The 21727-nt window shown below is 66.5% G+C and carries 20 protein-coding genes; 6 read left to right on the top strand and 14 right to left on the bottom strand.

Translation table 11 applies throughout. From position 1 onward, the window contains the following. Positions 1-198: 198 nt before the first annotated feature. Positions 199-1752, bottom strand: a complete 1554-nt coding sequence (gene guaA, locus LWC34_RS23870) for a glutamine-hydrolyzing GMP synthase (RefSeq protein WP_233727373.1) — start codon at positions 1750-1752, stop codon at positions 199-201. A 128-nt stretch (positions 1753-1880) separates the two neighbouring features. On the opposite strand from guaA, the gene LWC34_RS23865 reads away from it, so the two are divergent. The 3 genes from LWC34_RS23865 to LWC34_RS23855 all read left to right on the top strand — a co-directional run bounded on the left by LWC34_RS23865 (position 1881) and on the right by LWC34_RS23855 (position 6574). Further along, complete coding sequence (locus tag LWC34_RS23865; RefSeq protein WP_233727372.1) at positions 1881-3326, top strand: aldehyde dehydrogenase family protein; 1446 nt, start codon at positions 1881-1883, stop codon at positions 3324-3326. Between the two features lie 203 nt (positions 3327-3529). Continuing rightward, positions 3530-3865: a hypothetical protein gene (locus LWC34_RS23860; protein WP_233727371.1), complete on the top strand. Its 336-nt coding sequence runs from the start codon at positions 3530-3532 to the stop codon at positions 3863-3865. Positions 3866-3949: 84 nt separating this feature from the next. Next, complete coding sequence (locus tag LWC34_RS23855; RefSeq protein ID WP_308200130.1) at positions 3950-6574, top strand: CHAT domain-containing protein; 2625 nt, start codon at positions 3950-3952, stop codon at positions 6572-6574. 2 nt (positions 6575-6576) lie between these two features. Here LWC34_RS23855 and LWC34_RS23850 read toward each other — a convergent pair whose 3' ends face one another. The 6 genes from LWC34_RS23850 to guaB form a co-directional block, all read right to left on the bottom strand. Then, positions 6577-8052, bottom strand: coding sequence for an FAD-binding oxidoreductase (locus LWC34_RS23850; protein ID WP_233727370.1), 1476 nt, complete (start codon positions 8050-8052; stop codon positions 6577-6579). Positions 8053-8174: 122 nt separating this feature from the next. After that, a complete protein-coding gene (locus LWC34_RS23845; protein ID WP_233727369.1) occupies positions 8175-9827 on the bottom strand; it encodes an FAD-dependent oxidoreductase in 1653 nt (550 codons plus the stop codon). Continuing rightward, positions 9820-10377 (bottom strand): GNAT family N-acetyltransferase, encoded by a 558-nt coding sequence (locus LWC34_RS23840; protein WP_233727368.1) that lies wholly within the window; start codon positions 10375-10377, stop codon positions 9820-9822. Before LWC34_RS23840 ends, LWC34_RS23845 begins: the two co-directional genes overlap by 8 nt. Then, a complete protein-coding gene (locus tag LWC34_RS23835) occupies positions 10374-10871 on the bottom strand; it encodes a GNAT family N-acetyltransferase (RefSeq protein ID WP_233727367.1) in 498 nt (165 codons plus the stop codon). Before LWC34_RS23835 ends, LWC34_RS23840 begins: the two co-directional genes overlap by 4 nt. A 637-nt stretch (positions 10872-11508) precedes the next feature. Beyond that, entirely contained in the window at positions 11509-12642 is a 1134-nt protein-coding gene (locus tag LWC34_RS23830) for a GuaB3 family IMP dehydrogenase-related protein (protein WP_233727366.1), read from the bottom strand. Positions 12643-12668: 26 nt separating this feature from the next. After that, a complete protein-coding gene (guaB, locus tag LWC34_RS23825; RefSeq protein WP_233727365.1) occupies positions 12669-14180 on the bottom strand; it encodes an IMP dehydrogenase in 1512 nt (503 codons plus the stop codon). 120 nt (positions 14181-14300) lie between these two features. Between guaB and LWC34_RS23820 the strand changes: the two genes are divergently transcribed. After that, positions 14301-14687, top strand: coding sequence for a DUF5319 domain-containing protein (locus LWC34_RS23820; RefSeq protein ID WP_233727364.1), 387 nt, complete (start codon positions 14301-14303; stop codon positions 14685-14687). Positions 14688-14742: 55 nt separating this feature from the next. On the opposite strand, the gene LWC34_RS23815 is transcribed toward LWC34_RS23820, so the two are convergent. The 5 genes from LWC34_RS23815 to LWC34_RS23795 form a co-directional block, all read right to left on the bottom strand. Further along, entirely contained in the window at positions 14743-15750 is a 1008-nt protein-coding gene (locus tag LWC34_RS23815; protein WP_233727363.1) for an anti-sigma-D factor RsdA, read from the bottom strand. Next, positions 15751-16323, bottom strand: coding sequence for a sigma-70 family RNA polymerase sigma factor (locus LWC34_RS23810; protein WP_033384041.1), 573 nt, complete (start codon positions 16321-16323; stop codon positions 15751-15753). Between the two features lie 269 nt (positions 16324-16592). Further along, positions 16593-17189 carry a response regulator transcription factor gene (locus tag LWC34_RS23805; RefSeq protein ID WP_018682728.1) on the bottom strand — a complete coding sequence of 199 codons (597 nt, stop codon included), beginning with the start codon at positions 17187-17189 and terminating at the stop codon, positions 16593-16595. Continuing rightward, the gene (locus LWC34_RS23800; RefSeq protein WP_233727362.1) at positions 17186-18169 is read right to left on the bottom strand and encodes a hypothetical protein; all 984 of its coding nucleotides are present in this window, start codon (positions 18167-18169) and stop codon (positions 17186-17188) included. Before LWC34_RS23800 ends, LWC34_RS23805 begins: the two co-directional genes overlap by 4 nt. After that, complete coding sequence (locus LWC34_RS23795) at positions 18156-19073, bottom strand: MerR family transcriptional regulator (RefSeq protein WP_233728853.1); 918 nt, start codon at positions 19071-19073, stop codon at positions 18156-18158. The genes LWC34_RS23800 and LWC34_RS23795 overlap by 14 nt, the downstream gene beginning before the upstream one ends. A 312-nt stretch (positions 19074-19385) precedes the next feature. On the opposite strand from LWC34_RS23795, the gene LWC34_RS23790 reads away from it, so the two are divergent. Beyond that, positions 19386-19688 carry a WhiB family transcriptional regulator gene (locus LWC34_RS23790; protein ID WP_054295690.1) on the top strand — a complete coding sequence of 101 codons (303 nt, stop codon included), beginning with the start codon at positions 19386-19388 and terminating at the stop codon, positions 19686-19688. A 469-nt stretch (positions 19689-20157) separates the two neighbouring features. On the opposite strand, the gene LWC34_RS23785 is transcribed toward LWC34_RS23790, so the two are convergent. Beyond that, a complete protein-coding gene (locus LWC34_RS23785) occupies positions 20158-20784 on the bottom strand; it encodes a hypothetical protein (protein WP_233727361.1) in 627 nt (208 codons plus the stop codon). An 85-nt stretch (positions 20785-20869) separates the two neighbouring features. Further along, complete coding sequence (locus LWC34_RS23780) at positions 20870-21235, bottom strand: hypothetical protein (RefSeq protein ID WP_233727360.1); 366 nt, start codon at positions 21233-21235, stop codon at positions 20870-20872. Between the two features lie 170 nt (positions 21236-21405). Here LWC34_RS23780 and groES point away from each other — a divergent pair, with 170 nt between their 5' ends. Continuing rightward, a complete protein-coding gene (groES, locus tag LWC34_RS23775; protein ID WP_125728378.1) occupies positions 21406-21699 on the top strand; it encodes a co-chaperone GroES in 294 nt (97 codons plus the stop codon). Positions 21700-21727: the final 28 nt, after the last annotated feature.

Genomic DNA, 21727 nt, shown 5'->3' with positions numbered 1-21727 from the left:
TCAAACCCGGCCCGCCAGCGGGCGAAACCCTCGTCTACTACAGTCTCCGACGCGGCCACCGCGTCTTCCTCGAGTCCAATCACACCTCGAAGTTGATCACGCGGTGGCCGCACCCATGATCACGACCCCACACCAAGATCACACTGTGCGGCTGTCGTATTAGCCGTGTTAGAACACGTCTAACCACTCACGAGGGGGTTACTCCCACTCGATGGTGCCCGGGGGCTTGCTCGTGACGTCGAGGACGACACGGTTGACCTCGGGCACCTCGTTGGTGATCCGGGTGGAGATCCGCTCGAGCACGTCGTAGGGCAGCCGTGTCCAGTCCGCCGTCATAGCGTCCTCAGAGGACACTGGGCGAAGCACGACCGGGTGCCCGTAGGTCCGGCCGTCTCCTTGCACGCCAACGCTTCGGACGTCCGCGAGCAGGACGACCGGGCACTGCCAGATGTCGCGGTCAAGACCTGCCACCGTGAGTTCCTCGCGGGCGATCGAGTCGGCCGCGCGCAGGATCTCCAGGTTGTGTTCGCTGACCTCGCCGATGATCCGGATCGCCAGACCGGGCCCTGGGAAGGGCTGGCGGTGCACGATCGTCTCCGGCAGGCCCAGTTCGAGACCGACCCGGCGGACCTCGTCCTTGAACAGCGCGCGCAGCGGCTCGACGAGCTTGAACTCGAGGTCGTCCGGCAGACCGCCGACATTGTGGTGGCTCTTGATGTTCGCGGTGCCCGAGCCGCCGCCGGACTCGACGACGTCGGGGTAAAGCGTTCCCTGGACGAGGAAGTCGACGCCGTCCTCGGTCTTCAGGTCGCGCGCGGCCTGCTCGAACACCCGGATGAACTCGCGGCCGATGATCTTGCGCTTCTCCTCGGGGTCGGTCACCCCGGCCAGCGCGTCGAGGAACCGCTCGCGAGCGTCCACAGTGACCAGATTGACGCCGGTCGCGGCGACGAAGTCCCGCTCGACCTGGGTCCGCTCGCCCGCGCGCAGCAGGCCGTGGTCGACGAACACACACGTCAACCGGTCGCCGATGGCACGCTGGACCAGCGCGGCGGCGACCGCGGAGTCGACACCGCCGGACAGCCCGCAGATCGCGCGGCCGTCGCCGACCTGCTCCCGGATCGCGGCGACCTGGTCCTCCACAATGGACGCAACCGTCCACTCAGGACGCAGCCCGGCGATCTCGTGCAGGAACCGGCGAAGCACTTCCTGGCCGTGCGGGGAATGCCCGACCTCGGGGTGATACTGCACACCGGCGAACTTGCGCTCCACGTTCTCGAACCCGGCGACCGCGGCGCCGTCACTGGACGCGGTGACCGTGAAGCCCTCCGGCGCCTTGGTGACGCTGTCGTTGTGGCTCATCCAGACCGGGTGCTTGCCGGGCAGATCCTCGTGCAGCACACCGCCGGACACCGACAGCTCGGTCCGGCCGAACTCACGGATCCCGGTGGCTTCGACCGTTCCGCCGAGGCCGCGGGCCATCGCCTGGTAGCCGTAGCAGATGCCGAACACCGGCACACCGGCGTCGAACAGGGCCGGGTCGACGCTTGGCGCGCCTTCGACGAACACACTCGCGGGCCCGCCGGAGAGGATGATCGCGGCCGGGTCGCGGGCGATCAACTCCTTGACGGACTCGGTGTGCGGGACGACCTCGGAGTACACCTGGGCCTCGCGCACGCGGCGGGCGATCAGCTGGGCGTACTGGGCCCCGAAATCGACGACGAGCACTGGCCGGGCGCTGGCGTCAGACACTGATCCTTGCTCCTCTCGGTTGACGCAGGTCAAGCATCCCAGGGACTCGTGCCGATCTACTAAGTGGGTGAACAGGCTCACCCCCGGTACTTGGTCACGTACTCCTTGGAGTGACTAGTTTGGACACCATGGATGCTTACACGCCCACGCCTCGGCCCTGTTGGATCGCGGGACGCCCAGAACAGGGCGTGGAAGCACTGACAGTGCACCACCCGTTCGACAACTCCGAGGTGGCCACGGTCGCGGTGCCCGGCCCTGAGCAGATCGAGCGGGCGGTCGCGGCGGCAGCGGCTGTCGCCCCGGGGTTCCGGCGCACGCCCGCGCACATCCGGGCCGACGCGCTCGAACACGTCTCACGTGGACTCGCCGCGCAGGCGGAGGAACTGGCCGAGTTGATCACGGCGGAGAACGGCAAACCGCTGAAGTGGGCCGAGGTGGAGGTCAAGCGGGCGGTCTCGACGTTCCGGGTGGCCGCCGAGGAGGCGCGCCGGTTCGGCGGCGAGATCCAGCGGCTGGACACCGATCCGAGCGCGGACGGGCGGGTCGCGTTGGTCCGCCGGTTCCCGCGTGGGCCGGTGCTGGGCATCGCGCCGTTCAACTTCCCGCTCAACCTCGTTGCGCACAAGGTCGCGCCCTCGCTCGCGGTCGGAGCGCCGATCTTGATCAAGCCTGCGCCGCGTACTCCCTTGTCTTCTTTGGTGCTCGGCGAACTGCTGGCCGAGACTGATTTGCCGGAAGGCGCTTTCTCCGTGCTGCCGGTCGGTAACGAGGCCACGGCGGGACTTGTGCGCGACGAGCGGCTGCCGGTGGTGTCGTTCACCGGGTCAGGGCCGGTCGGCTGGTCGTTGATGGATGCCGCGCCACATAAGCACTTCGTGCTCGAACTCGGCGGGAACGCGGCCGCTGTCGTGTGCGCGGACTGGCCGGATTTGGACTTCGCCGCTCAGCGCATTGCCACGTTCGGTAACTACCAGGCTGGGCAGTCGTGCATCGCGGTGCAGCGGGTGCTTGTCGATCGCGCGGTCGCCGACGAGTTCATCGGCAAACTTGTCGACGCGGTTCGTGGGCTGCGCAACGGAGATCCGCACGATCCCGAGGTCGAGGTGGGCCCGGTTGTGGACGAGGCCGCAGCGGCCCGCGTCGAGTCATGGATCGAGGAAGCGACCTCGCGCGGCGCGAAACTGCTGGCTGGCGGGCACCGGGACGGCACGTTGGTCGAACCAACCTTGTTGCTGGACGCTCCAGAGGACAGCAAGGTCTGGGCCGAGGAAGTGTTCGGGCCGGTTCTCGCGGTGTCAATTGTGGACGGTATCGACGACGCATTCGAACGGGTGAATTCTTCGGCTTACGGTCTGCAGGCCGGTGTGTTCACTCGTGATCTGCCGACCGCGACCCGCGCGGGCACCGAACTGGAAGTCGGCGGCGTGATCATCGGCGACGTTCCGTCATTTCGGGCAGACCAGATGCCTTACGGCGGCGTCAAGGGTTCCGGCTTCGGCCGCGAGGGGGTCCGATCAGCCATGATCGACCTCACCGAGGAGCGGATAACGGTATTGACAAACGTTAGCCTCTGATCGGATCAATTACGTCACAATCGGAGTAATTGGATCACATTCCCGTTTCCCTTAGTAATTCCCATTCCTCCATTCGTGCGGTACATTCAGGCCGGTTCATGAGGGGAACCGCGTTGAAGAACACCCAGAGTCGACCATCGCCGCTCGGCCGACTCTGGTCAGGGGACACGTGCCCTGAGCGCGTGACGAGGAGGGAATTACCCATGACGACCGCCAACACCGAGAACGAGAACCTCGACGGCCTGGTCAAGCCCAAGAAGGACCAGGTGCGCCCGACCGGCCCGGTGCACCACGAGTCCGTTCCGGTCAACGCCGGTGGCGTGTTCGACTCCAGCGGTGGCGACCAGACCGACGGCCCCGTGCACCACGAGTCGGTCCCGGTGACCGCGCTGACTGGCGACCGCCCCAAGGGTCCGGTCCACCACGAGTCGGTCCCGGTGACCGCGCTGGGCACGGACGGTGTGGACGGCCCGGTGCACCACGAGAAGACCGAGGGCGCTGACGGCCCGGTCCACCACGAGAACGAGCCGGCCAAGTAGACCCGGCCGCTTTGCCTATTGCTGCCCGCCGACTCAACCGGTCGGCGGGCTGGCTTGTTGACCTTTCTGTGGTCTCATAGACCAGTGCCCGCGACACGCCCGACCGAAGGGACACACCGGTCAACCGCCAAGGCGGTCAGCGAGGCGATGGACCTGCACCGGCGTGCCGTCGAGATCGGGCACACCGGCCGGTTCACCCAGGAGATCCAGCTGCTGCGCCAAGCGCTGGCCACGCTGGACACGGTCGGCCCGAGTGATGACGTCGACTGGGTCCGCGCCCGCGTGCGGATCCTGATCACGCTTGCCTTTGCCGAAGCCGAATCCGGCACGCTGGCCCGCGGGCTGGCGCGGCTGGCACAGCTGCGTCCCGCCGTGCAGCGCCTGACCGACGAACGGGTACGGGCCGAGCTCAACGCCGCGATCGACGGCAACCACGCGGGCATGCTGATCCGCAGCGGACGTTACGAGGAAAGCATCCCGCTGCTCGACTCGGCCGTGGCGCACAAGGAACGCCTCCTTGAGCTGGGCAGTGACGATCCTGGCCGGCTGATGGACTCGATGATCGCGTCGCTGGCCAACCGGGGGCAGGCGTTCCTGGAGATGGGGCAGATCGAATCCGCCTTCATCAACCTCAACATGGCGATCACCCTCGGCCTCGACCACGGCTTGTCGATGCGCGTTGCCTACGTCCGCCACCAACTCGGCGACCTGTACCTGCGGTCCGGCGACATTCCACAGGCACTGCGGTACTACCAGGAAGCCGAACGCGACTACCTCGAACTCGGCCCGTTCATGCTGCCGCGACTGCGAATCGACCAGTCGCAAGCACTGATCGCGGCTGGCCTTGCCGACGAGGTGGCCAAGAACCTCGACGACGTACTGCCCCAAATGCAGGCAGAACGCGTACAACAGGACCTCGCGGAGGCCGAGCTGATGCGCGCGACGGCCGCACTGATGGAAGACAACCTCTCGCTGGGCCGCAAGCTCGCCAGCTCCGCGCGACGCCGTTTCAAGCGCCGCGGCAGCGACGCGTGGGCAGCCGTCGCCGCGCTGATCGGGTTGCGTGTAGACATCGCACGCGCCTGGCGCGGTGCAAGGATTCCCGTATCTCTCCCAACTCGTGCGAGCCAGCTGGCAGACGAACTCACGACCCTACGCCTGATGGACGAAGCCGCTCTGGCACGAACGTTGGCAGCCCGTCTGGAAGTACGACGCGGAAACGTAACGGAAGCAACAATGTTGCTCAGCGCGTTGCGTCGCCCAGGGCCCGTTACTCCCATCGAGCAAAGGATGCTGCTGCGCCTGACGCGCGCCGAACTTGCCGCAGCCGTAGGGAACCGACGGCGTGCGTTCTCTCAGGCACGCGCGGGCCTCAACGACCTCGGCAACGCCCGTGACCGCATGGGCGGCCTGGAGCTCGTGTCCGCGACCGCGATCCACGGCCAGCAACTCGGCGACCTCGCCGTCCGACTGGTGCTCGACGGCGGCGACTCAGCGGCCGTGGCCCGCCGCATGTTCGGCTGGCTTGAACAGACACGCGCGCAGATGTACCGCTATGAGCCGGTTTCCGGCATCGACGACCCGCAGCTGGTCGAGCTGATCGGCGAGATCCGTAACCTCGGATACGCGCTCCGACAGGCCAAACTGGACGGTCGCCCGACAACGAAACTGCGTTCCCGTTACGCCGACCGGCAGCGCGCGGCCATGCGCCTCGGCTGGCACGCGGCATCCCAGTGGGGCAAACCCCGCCCGGTCGCAACGGTGTCGGAAGTGTTGGCACGGCTCGGATCCAACGCGTTGATCAGCTTCACGGTGTCCGGCGACGCCTTGATGGCCGTTGTCCTGGCGCAGGGCCGCGTGCGGTTGGTGCGGCTGGGTTCGGCGGCCCAGGCAACCGAGAACGCGATGCGCCTACACGCGGACCTCAACGCCATGGCGCCGGATTTCCTGCCAGAACCGTTGTTCGAGGCGATCTCGGCATCGGCCCGTAAGCATGCGGCCGCGTTGGACGCGCAGCTGATGCGACCGCTGGCGGGATTGAACGGCGATCTGGTGATCGTGCCGACCGGCTCGCTGTACGCAGTGCCTTGGGGCGTCTTGGATTCGCTGCGGTCGCGGCCGGTTGTCGTTGCGCCGTCAGCGACCGCCTGGCTCGCGGCATCGGCTTCGCCGGTCCATTCTGGACATACCGCTTTGGTTCGTGGTCCAGGATTGTCGGCCGCGATTGGGGAAATCGACAAGCTGGCCGCGCACTACGAGAAGGCCACTTTGCTCGCCGGGGAGGACGCGACCTCGTTCCGTGTGCTGGAGAGTTTGGACGGCGCATCGCTCGTTCACATTGCGGCGCATGGGGAACACGAGGCCGAGAACGCGTTGTTCTCCCGGCTCGAATTGGTGGATGGCGCTTTGTTCGCCCATGAGTTGGCGCGATTGCGGCAGCCGCCACGGCAGGTCGTGCTCGCGGCTTGCGAGTTGGCGCTGAACCGGATCCGGCCGGGTGATGAGGCTTTGGGGTTCGCCGGAGCTTTGCTCGCCGGTGGCGTCGGGACGGTTGTCGCCGCAGCCAGCCGGGTTGGCGATCAGCCTGCTGCGGCGGCGATGGACGACTACCACCGGGCATTGGCGTCCGGCGCGTCGCCTGCCGTGGCGCTGGCCGACGCTATGGCTGTGGATCCACTGCGTCGGCCGTTCGTGTGCCTGGGTAGCTGAGCCTAGGATTGGGGAATGCCCTGCGGGAAGGCGAAGACGCGGTTCGGGTCGACTGCCTTGGCGACCTGCTGAAGCCTCGGCAAGTTGGCGCCGTAGTACGCGTTCGCCCAGTCCGGCATGGTCGGGTCGATGTAGTTCACATAACCCGTCACGCCGGAAAACTCCGTCAGCGCATCCCGGACCTCGCCGACCTGAGCGGTCGCCCGGCCCGCGCCTGCGGCGTCCGTCTTCATGTAGATCTGGGCGCTGGCAAAGGCTTTCCGGTGCGGGAAGGCCGTTTCCGACGGCGCGAGGTCCGCCACCGCACCGCCCAGTGCGTCGACCAACAGGTCCAGACCTGGGCGGCCGGTCATCACGCGGGCGATCTTCGCGGGATCGGCCGGGCCAGACAGCATCCGTGATGAGGCCACAAAGGACTGACGGGCGCTGCTGCCGGAGAAGAAACGCATCGCGTCGAGGTATTCCTTTGCTTGCACGACACGGGAAGACGGGCGGACCTTCAGTCCGGCCAGCAATCCGTTCAGCTCTCCCGGCGAGCCGACAAAGCAGCCGCTGACCTCGCAGGACGGGGCTTGGGCGGCACCGACGATGATGATGTTCGACCACAGTTCCGGCGGAGTCGTGCCGATCCATTGCTGCCACGCGCCAAGCACGTCCGGGACCGAGCCAACCGGGAATCGCATGGTGAACACCGAAAGCGCGGGCGCTGGGACACTGGCGAAAATGAACTCGGTCACGATTCCGAAATTGCCGCCGCCACCGCCACGCAATGCCCAGAACAGATCCGCTGACGTTCCACCGGATGCTTCGATGATTCTACTGTCCGCCGTGACTACCGTTGCCGCGTCGAGCCGGTCACACGTCAAACCGTATTTCCGGGAAAGCACACCGATTCCGCCGCCCAATGTCAGTCCGGCTATCCCGACGGTAGGGCACGAGCCAGCGGGCAAGCACCTTCCGGCTTTCGCCAGTGCCGTGTAGACATCGGTCAGCTTCGCGCCAGCTCCAATCCGGACTGTCCCGTCTGGACGGACGGTGACCTCTTTGAACTCCGAGAGGTCGACTTGCAGGCCCGATTCCGGGATCGAATAGCCCGCGTAGCTGTGCCCGCCACTGCGGGCCGCGATCGGGATTTTGGATTCCGCGGCCACGGACACACAAACCTGGACGTCCTCTTTGGTCTTGCAGCGCGCCAGCGCGGCCGGTGCGCGGCCGTCGGCCAGTGGGTTGTAGACGCGCCGAGCCGTGTCGAAATCCTGTTCGCCCGGCAGCAGAAGGGATCCGCTCATCCTGGCGCGCAAGGATTCCCAGTTCGGTGGGGGTGGCGGCACCGTCACCGTCGTTGTCGCAGGCGGCAACGGCAAAGTCGTCGGAGGTTGCCCGCCCGGCGCCTTTGTTCCGGTAGATGAACAGCCCGCGAAAACAGTACCGGCCCCAGCCAGCCCCGCGGCCTTCAAAAAGGCACGCCTATCCAACATCCCCGACTCCTCCCGACTTGACCATCATCGGGTGTCCGGCGACTCTTCGCACGACAATGTCGTCGGATGCATAACTGCCGAGGTGAGACTACAAAATGTCGCCCGATATGAGTAGCCCTGATTTATCGCAAGGCGCCGGGAGCCGATGCCGGTACGGTCGGCGCCTTCGGCACGACCGCGTCAATACGTCGATACGGTGATCCCTGTTCCGGCCGTGGATCGGCCTCGCCCTTGTTGGGCCACAAGGAAAACGCACGTTCGGCCTGCGCGGTGATGGTCAGCGACGGATTGACGCCGAGGTTGGCCGTGATCGCGGCGCCGTCCACAACAGACAGACCGGGATAGTTGTGCACCCGGTGATATGGATCGATCACGCCGGTCTCGCTGTTCTCGCCGATCGGGCAGCCGCCGATGAAATGCGCGGTGAGCGGGACATCGAAGATCTCGCCCCACGTTCCGCCGGCGATCCCGCCGATGTGCTTCGCGGTCAGCTGATTCGCCTGGTAACCGGCGGGAATGAAGGACGGATTCGGCTCGCCATGACCCTGTTTGGACGTGTACTTTCCGCGCTTGTCCACATAGGTCGTGATCGAATTGTCCAGCGACTGCATCACGAGCAGGATCACGGTCCGCTCGCTCCACCGATATCCGTTGAGCAGCCGGGCAGTCTGGATGGGATGCCTGACCATGAACCGCAAGGCCTGTTTCCACCGCGGCACGTCCGACCCGCCATCCGTGGCGATCGACTGAAGCAGGCTCATCGCATTGCTGCCCTTGCCATAACGCACCGGCTCGATATGCGTGTTCGCGTCCGGGTGAATGGACGACGTGATCGCGACACCGCGGCTGAAATCCCTGGCCGGATCCACCTTGAACCGGCCGGCGCCGATGATCGCCTCGGAATTCGTCCTGGTCAGCTCGCCCAACCGGGCGGAAAGCGCGGGCAGCGCGCCGGATCGGCGCATCTGGTGCAGCAGCTGCTGCGTACCCCAGGTGCCTGCCGCGAGCACCACCTGTGACGCGGTCAGCGTGTGCCTGAAACGCTTGCCTGTCTTACGGATCGCAACCTCGAACGATCCGTCCGCGCGTTCAGTCAGCCCGGTGACCGTGGTCAGCGGAACGATCTTGGCGCCGGCCTGCTCGGCAAGGTGCAGGTAGTTCTTCATCAGCGTGTTCTTGGCGCCGACCCGGCAGCCGGTCATGCACGAACCGCACTCGGTGCACCCGGTCCGCGCTGGCCCGGCGCCGCCGAAGAACGGGTCGGCGACCGTCTCACCCGGCTTGCCGAAATACACGCCGACCGGCGTCGGGTGGTACGAGTCCGCGACGCCCATATCCGCGGCCACCTTCTGCATGACCTCGTCGGACGCCGTCACGGTCGGGTTGGTCACGACGCCGAGCATGCGCGTCGCCTGGTCGTAATGCGGCTCCAGCTCGGCACGCCAGTCAGTGATGTGCGCCCACTGTTTGTCCTGGTAGAACGGGTCGAGCGGACGGTACAGCGTGTTGGCGTACACCAGCGACCCGCCGCCGACGCCCGCGCCCGCCAGGACCATCACGTCCCGCAGCAGGTGGATGCGCTGGATGCCGAAGCAGCCGACCGCTGGCGCCCACAGGTAGCGGCGCAGGTCCCACGAGGTTTTGGCGAACTCGTCGTCGGCGAACCGCCTGCCCGCCTCGATCACGGCGACGCGGTAGCCCTTCTCGGTCAGCCGGAGAGCGGCGACACTGCCACCGAACCCCGAGCCGACGACGATGACGTCGTAGTCAACCATCCCTCGAATCTAGTTCGGCGGACGCGTTCTGACTAGCGGTAAGTTTCTCGCCAGTAACTTCCGCTCGAAGCAAGCCGTAAGCGACCAGGTCATGATGCTCACCACCGCGTAGCTGAGCGCCCCTGACAACACCCTCACGAGTGAAACCAGCCTTCGCCAAAGCCCGCTGAGCAGGGATGTTGGTGACATCGGTGCTCGCCTGCACCCGGTTCGACGGCGTCGTCTCGAACACGTAGCACGCCAAGGCCCGCATCGCCGCGCCGCCGATACCCCGCCCCCGAGCCGCTGGAAGCAGCCCAAAGCCAAGGTCGTAGGCGCGCGACCGCACCGACGGCCCGTAGTCCACCGCGTGCCACGTCACATCGCCGAGCAACTCGACACCGGTCTCATCGGTGATCGCCAGCCGGAAAACCTCCAGCAGCGGTGGCCGCTCGTCCCGATCGGGGTCGAAGGCCGCGTCACCTCGCTCGGACAGGTAGTCCTGGTCGCCGTCCAGCATCTTGGCGAGCGTGAAGCCTTCACCGCGCGCCACGATTTCACGTGCGGTCACTTGTCCGTCCGCAGCAGGCTGTAACTGATCATGTCCCGGCGTTTCCCCCCACGTAACTGAGCACCACGCAGCACACCCTCGCGGGTGAAACCCGCCTTTTCAAGGGATTTCTGCGCCCGCACATTGGTCACGTCCGTACTGCCCTCGATCCGGTCGACATCGGTCGTGTCAAACAAGTACCGGACGAGCGCCTTGAGCACAGCCGTGCCAATCCCCTTGCCGCGTACACGCGGCAGCAGCTCACGCCCGAAGTTCCACGCGACGCAGCCATACGAGGGGCCGTAGATGACCGGATGCCACATCACCCGGCCCAGCAGTTCCGTTCCGGTCTCATCGGTGATCGCCAGCCGGTGAACCGGGGCCTCGTAGGGCATCGCCCGCCCGTCCCGGTCGACGTCGAACGCCCGGTCACCGTGCTCAGCCAGGTACTCCTGGTCGCCCTTGGCGAGTTCGGCCAACGCGAACCCGTCGCCGCGGACCACGATCTTGCGCACACCAACCCCCAAAGTCTTGTCTGTAGCCCAGTTAACCCAATGTCGCGGAAAAATCACCCGTTCCGAGCACGATTTCGGCAGCGCAGCCCATTGAGGCACGGTTGGCCGCCCCGGCCGCAGGCTGACGAGCCCGGCCGCATTGATCGCCCCCGCAGGCCACCGACCAGCGCGGCGGCCGATGACCCGCACGCGATTCACGTGCGCGATGCCGGGGTCACGGCGGATCCTCGTCCCCCGACGTCACCGCGGATCCTCAAGCGACCGCCCCGGTTGTCGCCTATCTCGTGACCGAGGCCCGGCCCGCTGACCGGACTACACGCTAACCGGACTGGCCCGCAGACCGGTCAGGCTCTCGCGGTCCGCCCGCCCCGCGCGCCTTCCGAACTCGGCAACGAAAGAGGCGGCGATCCAGTTCCAAGTCTGCAAGTCTGCACGGAACCACCGTCACGATCAACAACGGCTGGTCTCCCGGCGCGGGACTTAACTCAAGCCAGTGAACCGTGGGCAGTCGCCAAACTTGGTGTGGCGCTTGGCAAACTGCCCTTCACCGATCCGTCTGAGAAGCTCGCCGGAGACGCACCTGGCACTGCGGGCCGGGACGAAATCCGAGGAATGTTCGTCGGACATCTTGACAAAGTCAGCCCCTGATGGTCAGGCCGACCTTCTGGAACTCCTTCAGGTCCGAGTAGCCAGTCTTGGCCATCGCGCGGCGCAAAGCCCCGAACAGATTGTGCATGCCGTCGGTGTCGGTGGACGGGCCGAACAGCAGTTTGCGCAAGTCGACCTCGCTCTCCGCGGCCGGGACAACGCGGCTGCGCGGCAGCGACGGGTGTGCGGCGGCGGCGGTCCAGTACAACCCGCCGCCAGGTGCCTCGCTCGCGGCAGCCAAAGGCGCGCCCAGCATGACCGCGTCCGCGCCACAGGCAATGGCCTTGGCAATGTCACCGCTGGTTTCAATGCCACCGTCGGCGAGCACATGTACGTACCGGCCGCCGGTTTCGTCGAGGTAGTCACGGCGTGCGGCCGCTGCGTCGACGATCGCGGTTGCCATGGGAACGCCGATGCCGAGCACGCTGTCCGTTGACGTGACACCGCTGCTGTAGCCGTAGCCGACGATCACGCCTGCGGCGCCCGTTCGCATGAGGTGCATCGCGGTGCGGTAGTCGTGCACGCCGCCGGCGACCACTGGGACGTCGAGGTCTTCGATGAACTTCTTCAGGTTCAATGGTTCGCCGTCGCGCGACACGTGCTCCGCCGAGACGATCGTGCCCTGCACGACCAGGATTTCCACCCCTGCCGCCACCAGATCCGGCGTCAGCTCGGCCGCGCGCTGCGGGCTGACTCGCGCCGCGACCGTCACACCCGAGTCTCGAACTTCTTTGATCGACTGGGCAACCAGGTCTGCTTGGATCGGCGCGGAGTGCAGTTCCTGCAACACCTTTGTCACGTCCGACGCTTCGGTCGCCTGCTCTGCCGCGTCCACGAGCCGGTCGAGTACGTCGTCCACATTGGAGTGACGGGCCCACAGGCCTTCCGCGTTGATCACGCCGAGGCCGCCGAGTTCTCCGATCGCGACCGCGGTTCGCGGCGAGACGATCGCGTCCGTCGGGTGCGCGACCAACGGGATCTCGAAGCGGTACGCGTCGAGCTGCCATGCCGTGGACACGTCTTTCGACGAACGCGTCCGGCGGGACGGCACGATCTCGATGTCGTCAAGCTCGTACGCGCGCCGGGCCGTCCGGCCCATGCCGATTTCGACAAGGTCCCGCACTTGATGTCCTCCTGCTGCCATCGTCCTCAGCGCTTCACGTAGTTCGGCGCTTCGACGGTCATGGTGATGTCGTGCGGGTGGCTTTCCTTCAGGCCTGCCGCGGTGATCCGGACGAGCTGCGCTTCCTGCAGCTCGGCAATGCTGTGCGAACCCGTGTAGCCCATCGCCGCACGCAGCCCCCCGATGAGCTGGTGGACGACGTCGGCCAACGGGCCGCGGTACGGCGTGCGCCCCTCGATGCCTTCCGGCACAAGCTTGTCCTCGGACAGCACGTCGTCCTGGAAGTACCGGTCCTTCGAGTAGGACTTGCCTTCGCCACGCGCCTGCATCGCGCCAAGCGACCCCATTCCCCGGTACGTCTTGAACTGCTGACCGTTGACCAGGACGACTTCGCCGGGCGCCTCGGCCGTTCCGGCGAGCAGACCGCCGATCATGACCGTGGACGCACCCGAAGCGATCGCTTTGGCGATGTCGCCGGAGTATTGGATGCCGCCGTCACCGATCACCGGGACACCGGCCGGGCGGCACGCCTGCGCGGCCTCGTAGATCGCACTGATCTGCGGCACGCCAACGCCCGCGACCACACGCGTCGTGCAGATCGAGCCAGGACCGACGCCGACCTTCACGCCGTCCGCGCCCGCGTCGACAAGCGCTTGGGCGCCTGCACGGGTCGCGACGTTGCCGCCGACGATGTCCACGACGTCGCCGAGTTCCTTCTTCAGCCTCGCGACCATCTCGATGACGTTGCGCTGATGCCCGTGGGCGGTGTCCACCACGATCACGTCGACGCCCGCGTCAACCAGGGCCATCGCGCGCTTGTGCGCGTTCTCGTCGACGCCGATCGCCGCGCCGCACAGCAGCCTGCCGTCCGGGTCTTTCGTGGCCAGCGGGTACTGCTCGGTCTTGACGAAATCCTTGACGGTGATCAGGCCACGCAGTTTGCCCGCGCCGTCGATGATCGGCAGCTTCTCCACCTTGTGGCGGCGCAGCAGGCCGAGCGCGGGCTCCGCCGAGACGCCGACCTGGGCGGTGACCAGCGGCCCTTTCGTCATCACCTCGCTGACCTTCTTGGTGTGGTCCACCTCGAAGCGCATGTCGCGGTTGGTGATGATGCCGACTAGCACGCCCTCGGCGTCGGTGACCGGCAGGCCGGAGATCCGGTAGCGCGCGCACATGGCGTCCACCTCGGCCAGCGTGTCCTCCGGCGAGCACGTCACCGGGTCGGTCACCATGCCTGCCTCTGACCGCTTCACCGTCTCAACCTGGGTGGCCTGCACCTCGATCGGCAGGTTGCGCTGCAGAACGCCGATACCGCCGTTGCGGGCCATGGAGATGGCCATCCGCGCGTCAGTGACCGTGTCCATCGCCGCGGAAGCGAGCGGAACACGCAACGTTATGTTGCGGGACAGCTTCGATTGGGTGTCAACCTCGCTGGGCACCACACTGGACGCGGCTGGCAGGAGCAGGACATCGTCGAAGGTCAAGCCGAGCATCGCGAACTTGCCCGGTACCTCGTGGGCGGTGAGCTCGCTGGTCATGGTGGTCGCGGGCCCTTCCTGCGCCGATGTCTGCGTCCGCCTGGCGTTTTCGCAGGCGGGAGGAGTTCAGCTCATGGTATCTGGACAGGCGTGGGGGCCCGCCCGGTACCGTGCGAGACCGTGCCGCACGACTCACTGCCCCCAGACCCCTTCGCGGGCGACCCGGACGACCCTGCCCGGGCCATCATCGACCACGACGACGAGGTCGAGCACCCGATGGGAGAGGACGAGCGGGCCGAACTGCTGACCGACCTGTCCGACCTGGCCGTCTACCAGGCCCTGCTTGAGCACCGCGGGGTCAAGGGCGTGGTCGTGGACTGCGGTGAATGCCAGGAGCCGCACTACCACGACTGGGCCCTGCTGCGGGCCAGCCTCGAACAGCTGCTGACCGACGGCCGGATGCGTCCGCACGAGCCCGCCTTCGACCCGGACCCCGGTTCTTATGTGAGCTGGGAATACTGCCGTGGCTACGCGGACGGCGTGACCGCCACCGAAAGTGCCCGCTAAACGCTCGTGAGTGGTTAGCCGCGTTAGAACACGGCTAACCACTCACGAGGGTTGTTCAGGAACCTGTGTTTGGTTCGGGCTCTGTCTTGGGAGACACGCCGCCGTCACCCGGCCTGCCACCGTCACCCGGCTGCGGGTCGTCGCTGCGCGGCGGGCCACTGCCCGGATTGCTGCCTGGGTCGTTGCCGCCCGAGTTCGGCGGGTTCGACGAGCTGGACGGCGGCTCGGAGGTCGACGGGCTGGACGACTGCGACGGCGGCGAGCTCGGCGAAGGCGAGGTCGACGAGGAGCTGGCCGGCGGCTTGGAAGTATCGGTACGCGGGTTGAGCGAGCTTGTGGGCGGGCCCATGGTCAGCTGCTCGAGCAGGGACTCGTGCTCGGCCTTCAGCACGTCCTTGCCGTCTTCGGACGAGACGTTCGGCAGCTCGCTGCCCGCGGCGGCCAGTGCGTCCTTCGCCTCGTTGATCTTGCCCTGTTCCAGTGCCTGCTGTGCGTCATTCAAGTCTGTGCGCACGGACTTGGCGGCTTCCACCGAGCGTGCGTGGTCGGCGTAGAGGACTTTGCTCAACTCCCAGAGCGCGTCGCCGGGTTCGGCTCCTCGCGCAGCCATCCCTACGCCTGCGAACGCGACCGCCAGCACCGCGGCAGCGGCCGCGAGCGGGACGAGCATTCGAGGCCTGCGTCTCCGCGCCGATCGTGCCGCGGTGACGGTCGCCACAGCGGTTTTGGTGTCCACGATCTCTGGTACGGGAACGCTGTCCACATCCTGACGCCACGCCAGCAACAGCGCGTTGAGTTGGGCGTCGTCGAAGTCCACGGAGTCGGCATCGCCGTTGGTCTTGGCCGCGAGGGCGTCGAGGAGCGCGTCATCCGCGCGGACCTGCGCCAGGTCGTCGGCCTCTTCAAGGTCGAGTGCCGAAAAGTATTCATTTTCTGTCGAAACGTGGGTATCGTCACGTTCCGTGGGCATTACGCCCGAGGTGATCGGGTAAAGATCACCCGATCGGCCGGTCTGCGGCGACTCGGGTGACTCTCTGCCGTCACTTTCGTGCCGGTCGGCCATTCAGACCACCTCCTCCGCTGACAGAGTCTTACGTAGCCGTGCCAAAGCGCGGTGCTGGGCAACCCGGACCGCCCCTGGAGTCGACCCCACCGCTTCGGCGGTCTCCTCCGCGGACAGCCCGACGACCACCCGCAGCACCACGATTTCGCGCTGTTTGTCAGGCAGGACGTCCAACAGTTGCTTCATGCGCCTGGTCAGCTCGCCCTGCATTGCCCGTTGTTCCGGTCCCGCGTCGGTTTCCGGCTCGTCAGGTACGTCGGCCACTGGCTCCGAACGGTTACGCGCAGCCGCTCGATGAGCGTCTGCCACTTTGTGTGCGGCGATGCCGTACACAAAGGCCAGGAAGGGCCTGCCTTGATCGCGGTAGCTCGGCAGAGCTGTGAGTACCGCGAGGCACACCTCCTGGGCGACGTCGTCCGCCGAAGCGAATGAACGTTCCTGCCTACCGACCCGTGCGCGGCAATACCGCACCACGAGGGGACGTATGGACGCCAATACACGACCGACCGCCTGAGGGTCACCCTCGACGGCAGCGCTCACTGAAGCGTCCAGTCCGTCCCCCAAATTCGTCATCGCAGACAACAGCCTTGGCGTTACTCGTAGGCGTCCGACAGTAACCGTCACCGTGCGCGGAGTATCCCCCGTCACGGTGACAACCACCTCACCGTACCGGTCACCCCCAAGCGGCCTAACCGCCGGATGGGGCTTTGTGGTCGGATCCGACCACTAGGGACAACACTGGCTGACACTGGCGGGGAAGACTGTCGCTTCCGGCATGCGGAACGGCCCGAGGTCACCAACCCCCGGGCCGCACCACGCTGTAGATGGTCGTCGATCCGCCGCTAGGAAACCAGACCCCGGCGGAAACCATGCGCGACAGCTTGTGCCCGGTCGCGCACACCCAGCTTGCGGAACAGCCGCCGAGCGTGGGTCTTCACAGTGTCTTCGGAGAGATACAGCTCACGGCCGATCTGGCCGTTGCTCTTGCCCTGGCTCATCCCGCGCAGGACCTGCAGCTCACGGTCGGTCAGCTGGACACCGGGGTCCGATGGCTGACGCGGCGCGGGCACCGAGGTGCTTGCCAGGGTGTGGGCCAGTGCGGCGACCAGCTCGGGACGCGAGGCGTCCCAGCGCAGGTAACCACGAGCTCCACCGGCGATCGCGGCGGCGATGCTGCCCGCGTCGTCGGGCGCACCGAACACGATGACGTTCGCCTGCGGGTTTGCCGAGACGAGCCGACGCGTTGCCTCCACGCCAGTCGGTACGGCGCGCTGGGTACCCACGAGCACGACGTCCACCGGCTGGCGGGAGAAGCGGGCGAGCAACTCGTCACCGTGCGCTACGCAGTCGATGCGACTAACCCCGGGTACAGCAGACATAACGCGGGTGAGACCTTCCCGCACGCTGCGCCGGTCGTCGCAGATCAAGACCGTCGTCACGGGGACTCCTTCCTGCAGCCGAGTGACGTTCCTCCTCCCCTATCGGACGCTTGCGCGCCGACCTTGACACGATCTGGTGGTAATTCTGTGAACGAGTTCGCCCGGATGCTCGGCTGAGTGGGTTCCACCGATGTCAAGAGCGTGTCCGGCACCCATGGGGACGACGCTGCCAGGCGACGCGCGATCGGGTCAGCTCGTCGTAACACACAGTGCAAAGCCCCGGCGGCCCGGCCTCGGTGCCGCTCCGCCTTCTGGGGGTCCAGATCGGCGAGCAAGAGTGAGCAAGGCCACACCAGCGGCAATAACCCGTACTCGATGGCCTGGTCCACCACCCCTGACGCGAGGTGTCTGGCCCGAATACGCTCAGTGACGCCACCGTGGGCCGTCAGCGTGGCCGCGAGCACCATCTCGGACTTCGCGATATGCCTCGCCGCCCCGGCGGCACGGGCCCGGCGGAGCGCGGACTCGGCGAACGGTACCGATTCAGAAGAATTTCCGGAGGCGAGCTCCACTTCCGCTTTGACCCACCCGAGCCGAACCTGACCCCGCCACCCGACATCGCCGAGCGCGTCGGCGGCGGCGATCAGCCGCCGGGAGGTGGAGAGCCTGCCGGTGCCGAGCGCGTCGGCGGCAAGCCCGAGCAGCGCGTCCGACCGTGCACCCAAGGTGTCGATTCCGTCACAGTCGCCATCGACGGTGTCGGTCAGCTTCGCGAGCGCGGCCGCGTCGAACCGTCTGGCTAGGTCATGACCGCCGACTTGCCGTCGATGCGAGCCAAGCGTGCTCGCGGCGAGAGAGGCGATGACCGCGTCGGGATGCGTGAGCAGATCGGTGAGGATCGTCGACGCGGCGGCGTAGCGGCCCTGCCCGCCGAGGATCACGGCGGCGAGCCACCGGTCCTTGGGAGTGGTCGTGGTGGTCACGTGGGCGTCCGGACGGTCACCGAAGGCGGCCCGTCTCAGTTCGTCACTTGCGGACACCAACCACCACCGCTTCTATCTGGTCGACCGCCTCGGCCAACGCGTCAAGCCGTTGTACCTGGCCGGGCAACTGGACCGAAGCCCACCCCGGACCGCATCCGAACATCCTGGTCTTCTGCCGCATCCTGGGCACCTGCTCGAAGACGCCCGGATCGCCATAACGCGGAAGTTGCGCCCAGAGGACTACGGCAGCCGGAGCCGTCCGGCGGACAGCGGCCGCGAGCGCGTCGGCCGGGAGCGCTGCGCCGAGCATCTGCGTACCGACGTCCCGTCGCGCGAGAGCCGCGCGCAGTACATATAGCGGCAAACTGTGCCGCTCTTCGGGAGCGCACGACAGTAATACCGGCCGTGGGTTGCGGGCGCTCGTCAGCAGAGGGGTCGCCGCGATCATCGCGGCGAGTACGCATTCGTTGAGCAGATGTTCGACTTCGACACACGCCCCCGAGTGCGCCCACCGTCCCGCGACAGCCGTGAGCACCGGCCGTACGACACGGTCCCAGCACGCGATGACTCCGTCAGCCTCGATGGCTTCGATGAGCAACTGCTGCACGCTAGGGGTGTCCATAGCCAGCGCGGCGCGGCCGAGGCCTTTGGCCAACATGGAACTGTCCGGCACTTCCTTCTTGGGCGCCGGCACCTCCGGTTCGGCGTGAGCCTTGAGCGCGTACTCAGCGGCTTCCGCCGGCGAGGCGCCTCTTAGTAGCGCGCGTTGCATGAGTTCGAGACGCGCTACGTCGTCGGGGTTGTAGCGGCGATGCCTGCCCGTGGTGTGGTCACGCGGGCCTAGGCCGTAACGGCGGTCCCATGTCCGCAGGGTCGCTGGCGCGACCCCGAGCCGGCGCGCCACGGCTGCCACCGGCAATGACGGTTCCGGCACCTCCCCCTGCAGGGTGATGCCGAGCATGGAATCCGGCCCCGTCGCCACGCTGTTCATCGTCGAGCCGGACCGGGGACCCGGCAACCTGAGCCCTCCGGCCACAGTGGACTCATCGTCGGTAACGCATAGATACCTTCGAATTCCGACGGAGTGATCGTCGCGCGGCGACGCTGTGCACCGTCGAGGTCACCCTGCGCTGTGCGTAGTGGACCGGTTACTGGATTGGGTGATCTCTAGGTGATCACTCTTGAACAAGTATTGGCGCGGTTCTACTGTCGCCTTCGTTGGACCGAATGGAGTACTGACGTCCTCTCCACTGGAACGAGGAGGCGGGCCACGATGGCGGATACGCGCAGGCTTCCCGGCCCCAACGCGGACGTGTGGGACTGGCAGCTGGAAGGTAGCTGTCGCGGTATGGACAGCGCCTTCTTCTTCCATCCTGACGGCGAGCGGGGGCCGGCACGAAGCAGGCGGGAGGCGCGGGCGAAAGCGATCTGCCACGCCTGCCCTGTCCTGGAACTGTGCCGGAAACACGCACTCGCGGTACACGAGCCGTACGGGATCTGGGGCGGACTCTCCGAGTCCGAACGAGACAACATCATCAAGACCCGTAAGCGAAGTTTCGTCGGCGCGGGCACATAACCCGCTTCCTTCAACACAACTGAATCCCGGCGACGGCGCCCTTGCTCAGCAGGGGCGCCGTCGCTATCTGTCTACTGTAGACACTGAAGCCCGGGAATGTATCCACGTGTCCACCGTTCCTGAACACCGTGTCCACCGTTCCTGAAGGCCGTGTCCACCTTTGCGGCACACCGTGTTGCACGTTGCTTGCGGGCTTGCCCTGCTCCAGCGGGGTTCTTTGCGCTTGGGGCTTGCACCTCAGGGCATCTTGCATTGCACCGCCCTTGGCGCGTGTCCACCGTTCCGTCACGGTGAGTCAAACTGCTCGACTCGCTCCCAGCGCGGCTGGGGTACTCGCCGTGCGCCGCTCGCGCGTTCAACACACCATGACGGAGCCGGTGGACACGCGAGGTCGCGCCGTAACCCGTCGCTTCGCTCCGGGGGTTGGGCACAGCACAGCAAGCGCGCGGTAGGTATGCCCTTGGGGGAGTTAGATGCCGCTCGCGCACCACTTCGAACCGGATTCACGCATTTCTAGCGTGATCGTTTGGGTTTGGCCGTTCATGTCCAGCGCGATCGTGGCTTGGCCGGTCGAACCGGATTCCTTGACGTCCTGGACCGTCGCTTTCGTCCCTACTGGCAGCTTGGCCATCTCACGCTTGAGTTCGCTGGCGGCCGTTGGGCTGCACGCGAAGATGTCGGCTTCCTTCGCCGACTGACGGCTGATGACGTCCGCGGCCACGCGGGCCAGCACATCGGCGCTCGGCGCACCCGTCCCACTGCCGCCACTCGATGACGTCCGGGTCCTGCTCGGCCTGCTCGCGTTGGGCGGAGGGATGTTCACGCTCGGCGCGCCAGTCGGTTTCGCGCTGTCGCTGCTCGCGGGCGCACCGCTGCCGTTGTCGTCATTTCCCGACAGCACAAGAACGAGTACCAACGCGATCACAGCGGCTGTGGCGACACCCGCGAGCACGATTACCAAAGCGTTGTTGTTCTTTTGTGGTGGCGGATATGGCGGTGGATATCCCTGCTGTGGCGGATAACCGTGTTGCTGCGGGTAACCACCTGGTTGCTGCTGATAGCCGCCGCTGTACTGCGGCCCCTGCGGATAGCTCATTCCCCGTCCCCAGCCGTGAATTCCACCCTTGCGGCGGGAGCATAACCAGCAGTCTGACGATTCGCAGGATTTCGGGGAAATGCCGCTATCTTGGGCCGAATTGCGCCTGTGGCGGCACCGGAATCTGACCGCTCGGCTGCGGTGGCGGGCTCTGCCAGCCGGGCTGTGGCACGTTCTGGCCACTCGGGGCGTACTTCGGCGGGAACACCGGCCGGAACACCGCCGCGGCCACGAAACACGCCACCGCCAGGACAGCGACCACGATCATGTAGCTCAGGTCGTTCGGGACGGTGTCGGCGTTCGGACACGGGTACGCCCGCATCGGCACGCCGGTTTCGAAACACGTCACCGGATTGGCGGCCAACTGACCGCCTCGGATCGCCGCGAAGATACCCAGGCCGAGGCCGCCGAGGAAGAAGATGCTCTGGAACACCCAAGCCACGATGCGCACGGGCCGGACTCTAACGGCCGCGACGATCGGCCGGGGGCTGATTGAACCGTTGGCACTCGACTGGGTAGAGTGCTAGTTGCACGGCACCAGACACCGCCCCGGCACCCGCGACGGCGGGGTGGCCAGGAGCCGCTGTAGGTACCTGCCAACGACCCATGGAGGTCACTTCCGTGAGCGTGAACATCAAGCCGCTCGAGGACAAGATCGTCGTTCAGGCCAGCGAGGCCGAGGCGACGACCGCGTCCGGTCTCGTCATTCCGGACACCGCCAAGGAGAAGCCCCAGGAGGGCAAGGTCCTTGCGGTTGGTCCGGGCCGCATCGACGACAACGGCAACCGCGTCCCGCTGGATGTCAGCGTCGGTGACGTCGTCATCTACTCGAAGTACGGCGGCACCGAGGTCAAGTACAACGGCGAGGAGTACTTGATCCTCTCCGCCCGCGACGTGCTGGCCGTCATCAACTGACGACCTGCCACTTCACGTCAAACGCCCC

Source organism: Kibdelosporangium philippinense, assembly GCF_021390435.2.
Classification (GTDB): Bacteria; Actinomycetota; Actinomycetes; order Mycobacteriales; family Pseudonocardiaceae; genus Kibdelosporangium; species Kibdelosporangium philippinense.
This window is presented reverse-complemented; position numbering and strand designations above follow the sequence as displayed.

Coding starts and splice junctions, on each gene's coding strand:
- LWC34_RS23795 (WP_233728853.1), bottom strand. CDS start 19,073: ATGCTCGGCATCACCCTGCAGGGGGAGGTGCCGGAACCGTCATTGCCG.
- LWC34_RS23845 (WP_233727369.1), bottom strand. CDS start 9,827: ATGGTTGACTACGACGTCATCGTCGTCGGCTCGGGGTTCGGTGGCAGT.
- guaB (WP_233727365.1), bottom strand. CDS start 14,180: ATGACCAGCGAGCTCACCGCCCACGAGGTACCGGGCAAGTTCGCGATG.
- LWC34_RS23815 (WP_233727363.1), bottom strand. CDS start 15,750: ATGGCCGACCGGCACGAAAGTGACGGCAGAGAGTCACCCGAGTCGCCG.
- LWC34_RS23860 (WP_233727371.1), top strand. CDS start 3,530: ATGACGACCGCCAACACCGAGAACGAGAACCTCGACGGCCTGGTCAAG.
- LWC34_RS23785 (WP_233727361.1), bottom strand. CDS start 20,784: ATGAGCTATCCGCAGGGGCCGCAGTACAGCGGCGGCTATCAGCAGCAA.
- LWC34_RS23850 (WP_233727370.1), bottom strand. CDS start 8,052: ATGTTGGATAGGCGTGCCTTTTTGAAGGCCGCGGGGCTGGCTGGGGCC.
- LWC34_RS23790 (WP_054295690.1), top strand. CDS start 19,386: ATGGCGGATACGCGCAGGCTTCCCGGCCCCAACGCGGACGTGTGGGAC.
- LWC34_RS23865 (WP_233727372.1), top strand. CDS start 1,881: ATGGATGCTTACACGCCCACGCCTCGGCCCTGTTGGATCGCGGGACGC.
- LWC34_RS23810 (WP_033384041.1), bottom strand. CDS start 16,323: ATGACGAATTTGGGGGACGGACTGGACGCTTCAGTGAGCGCTGCCGTC.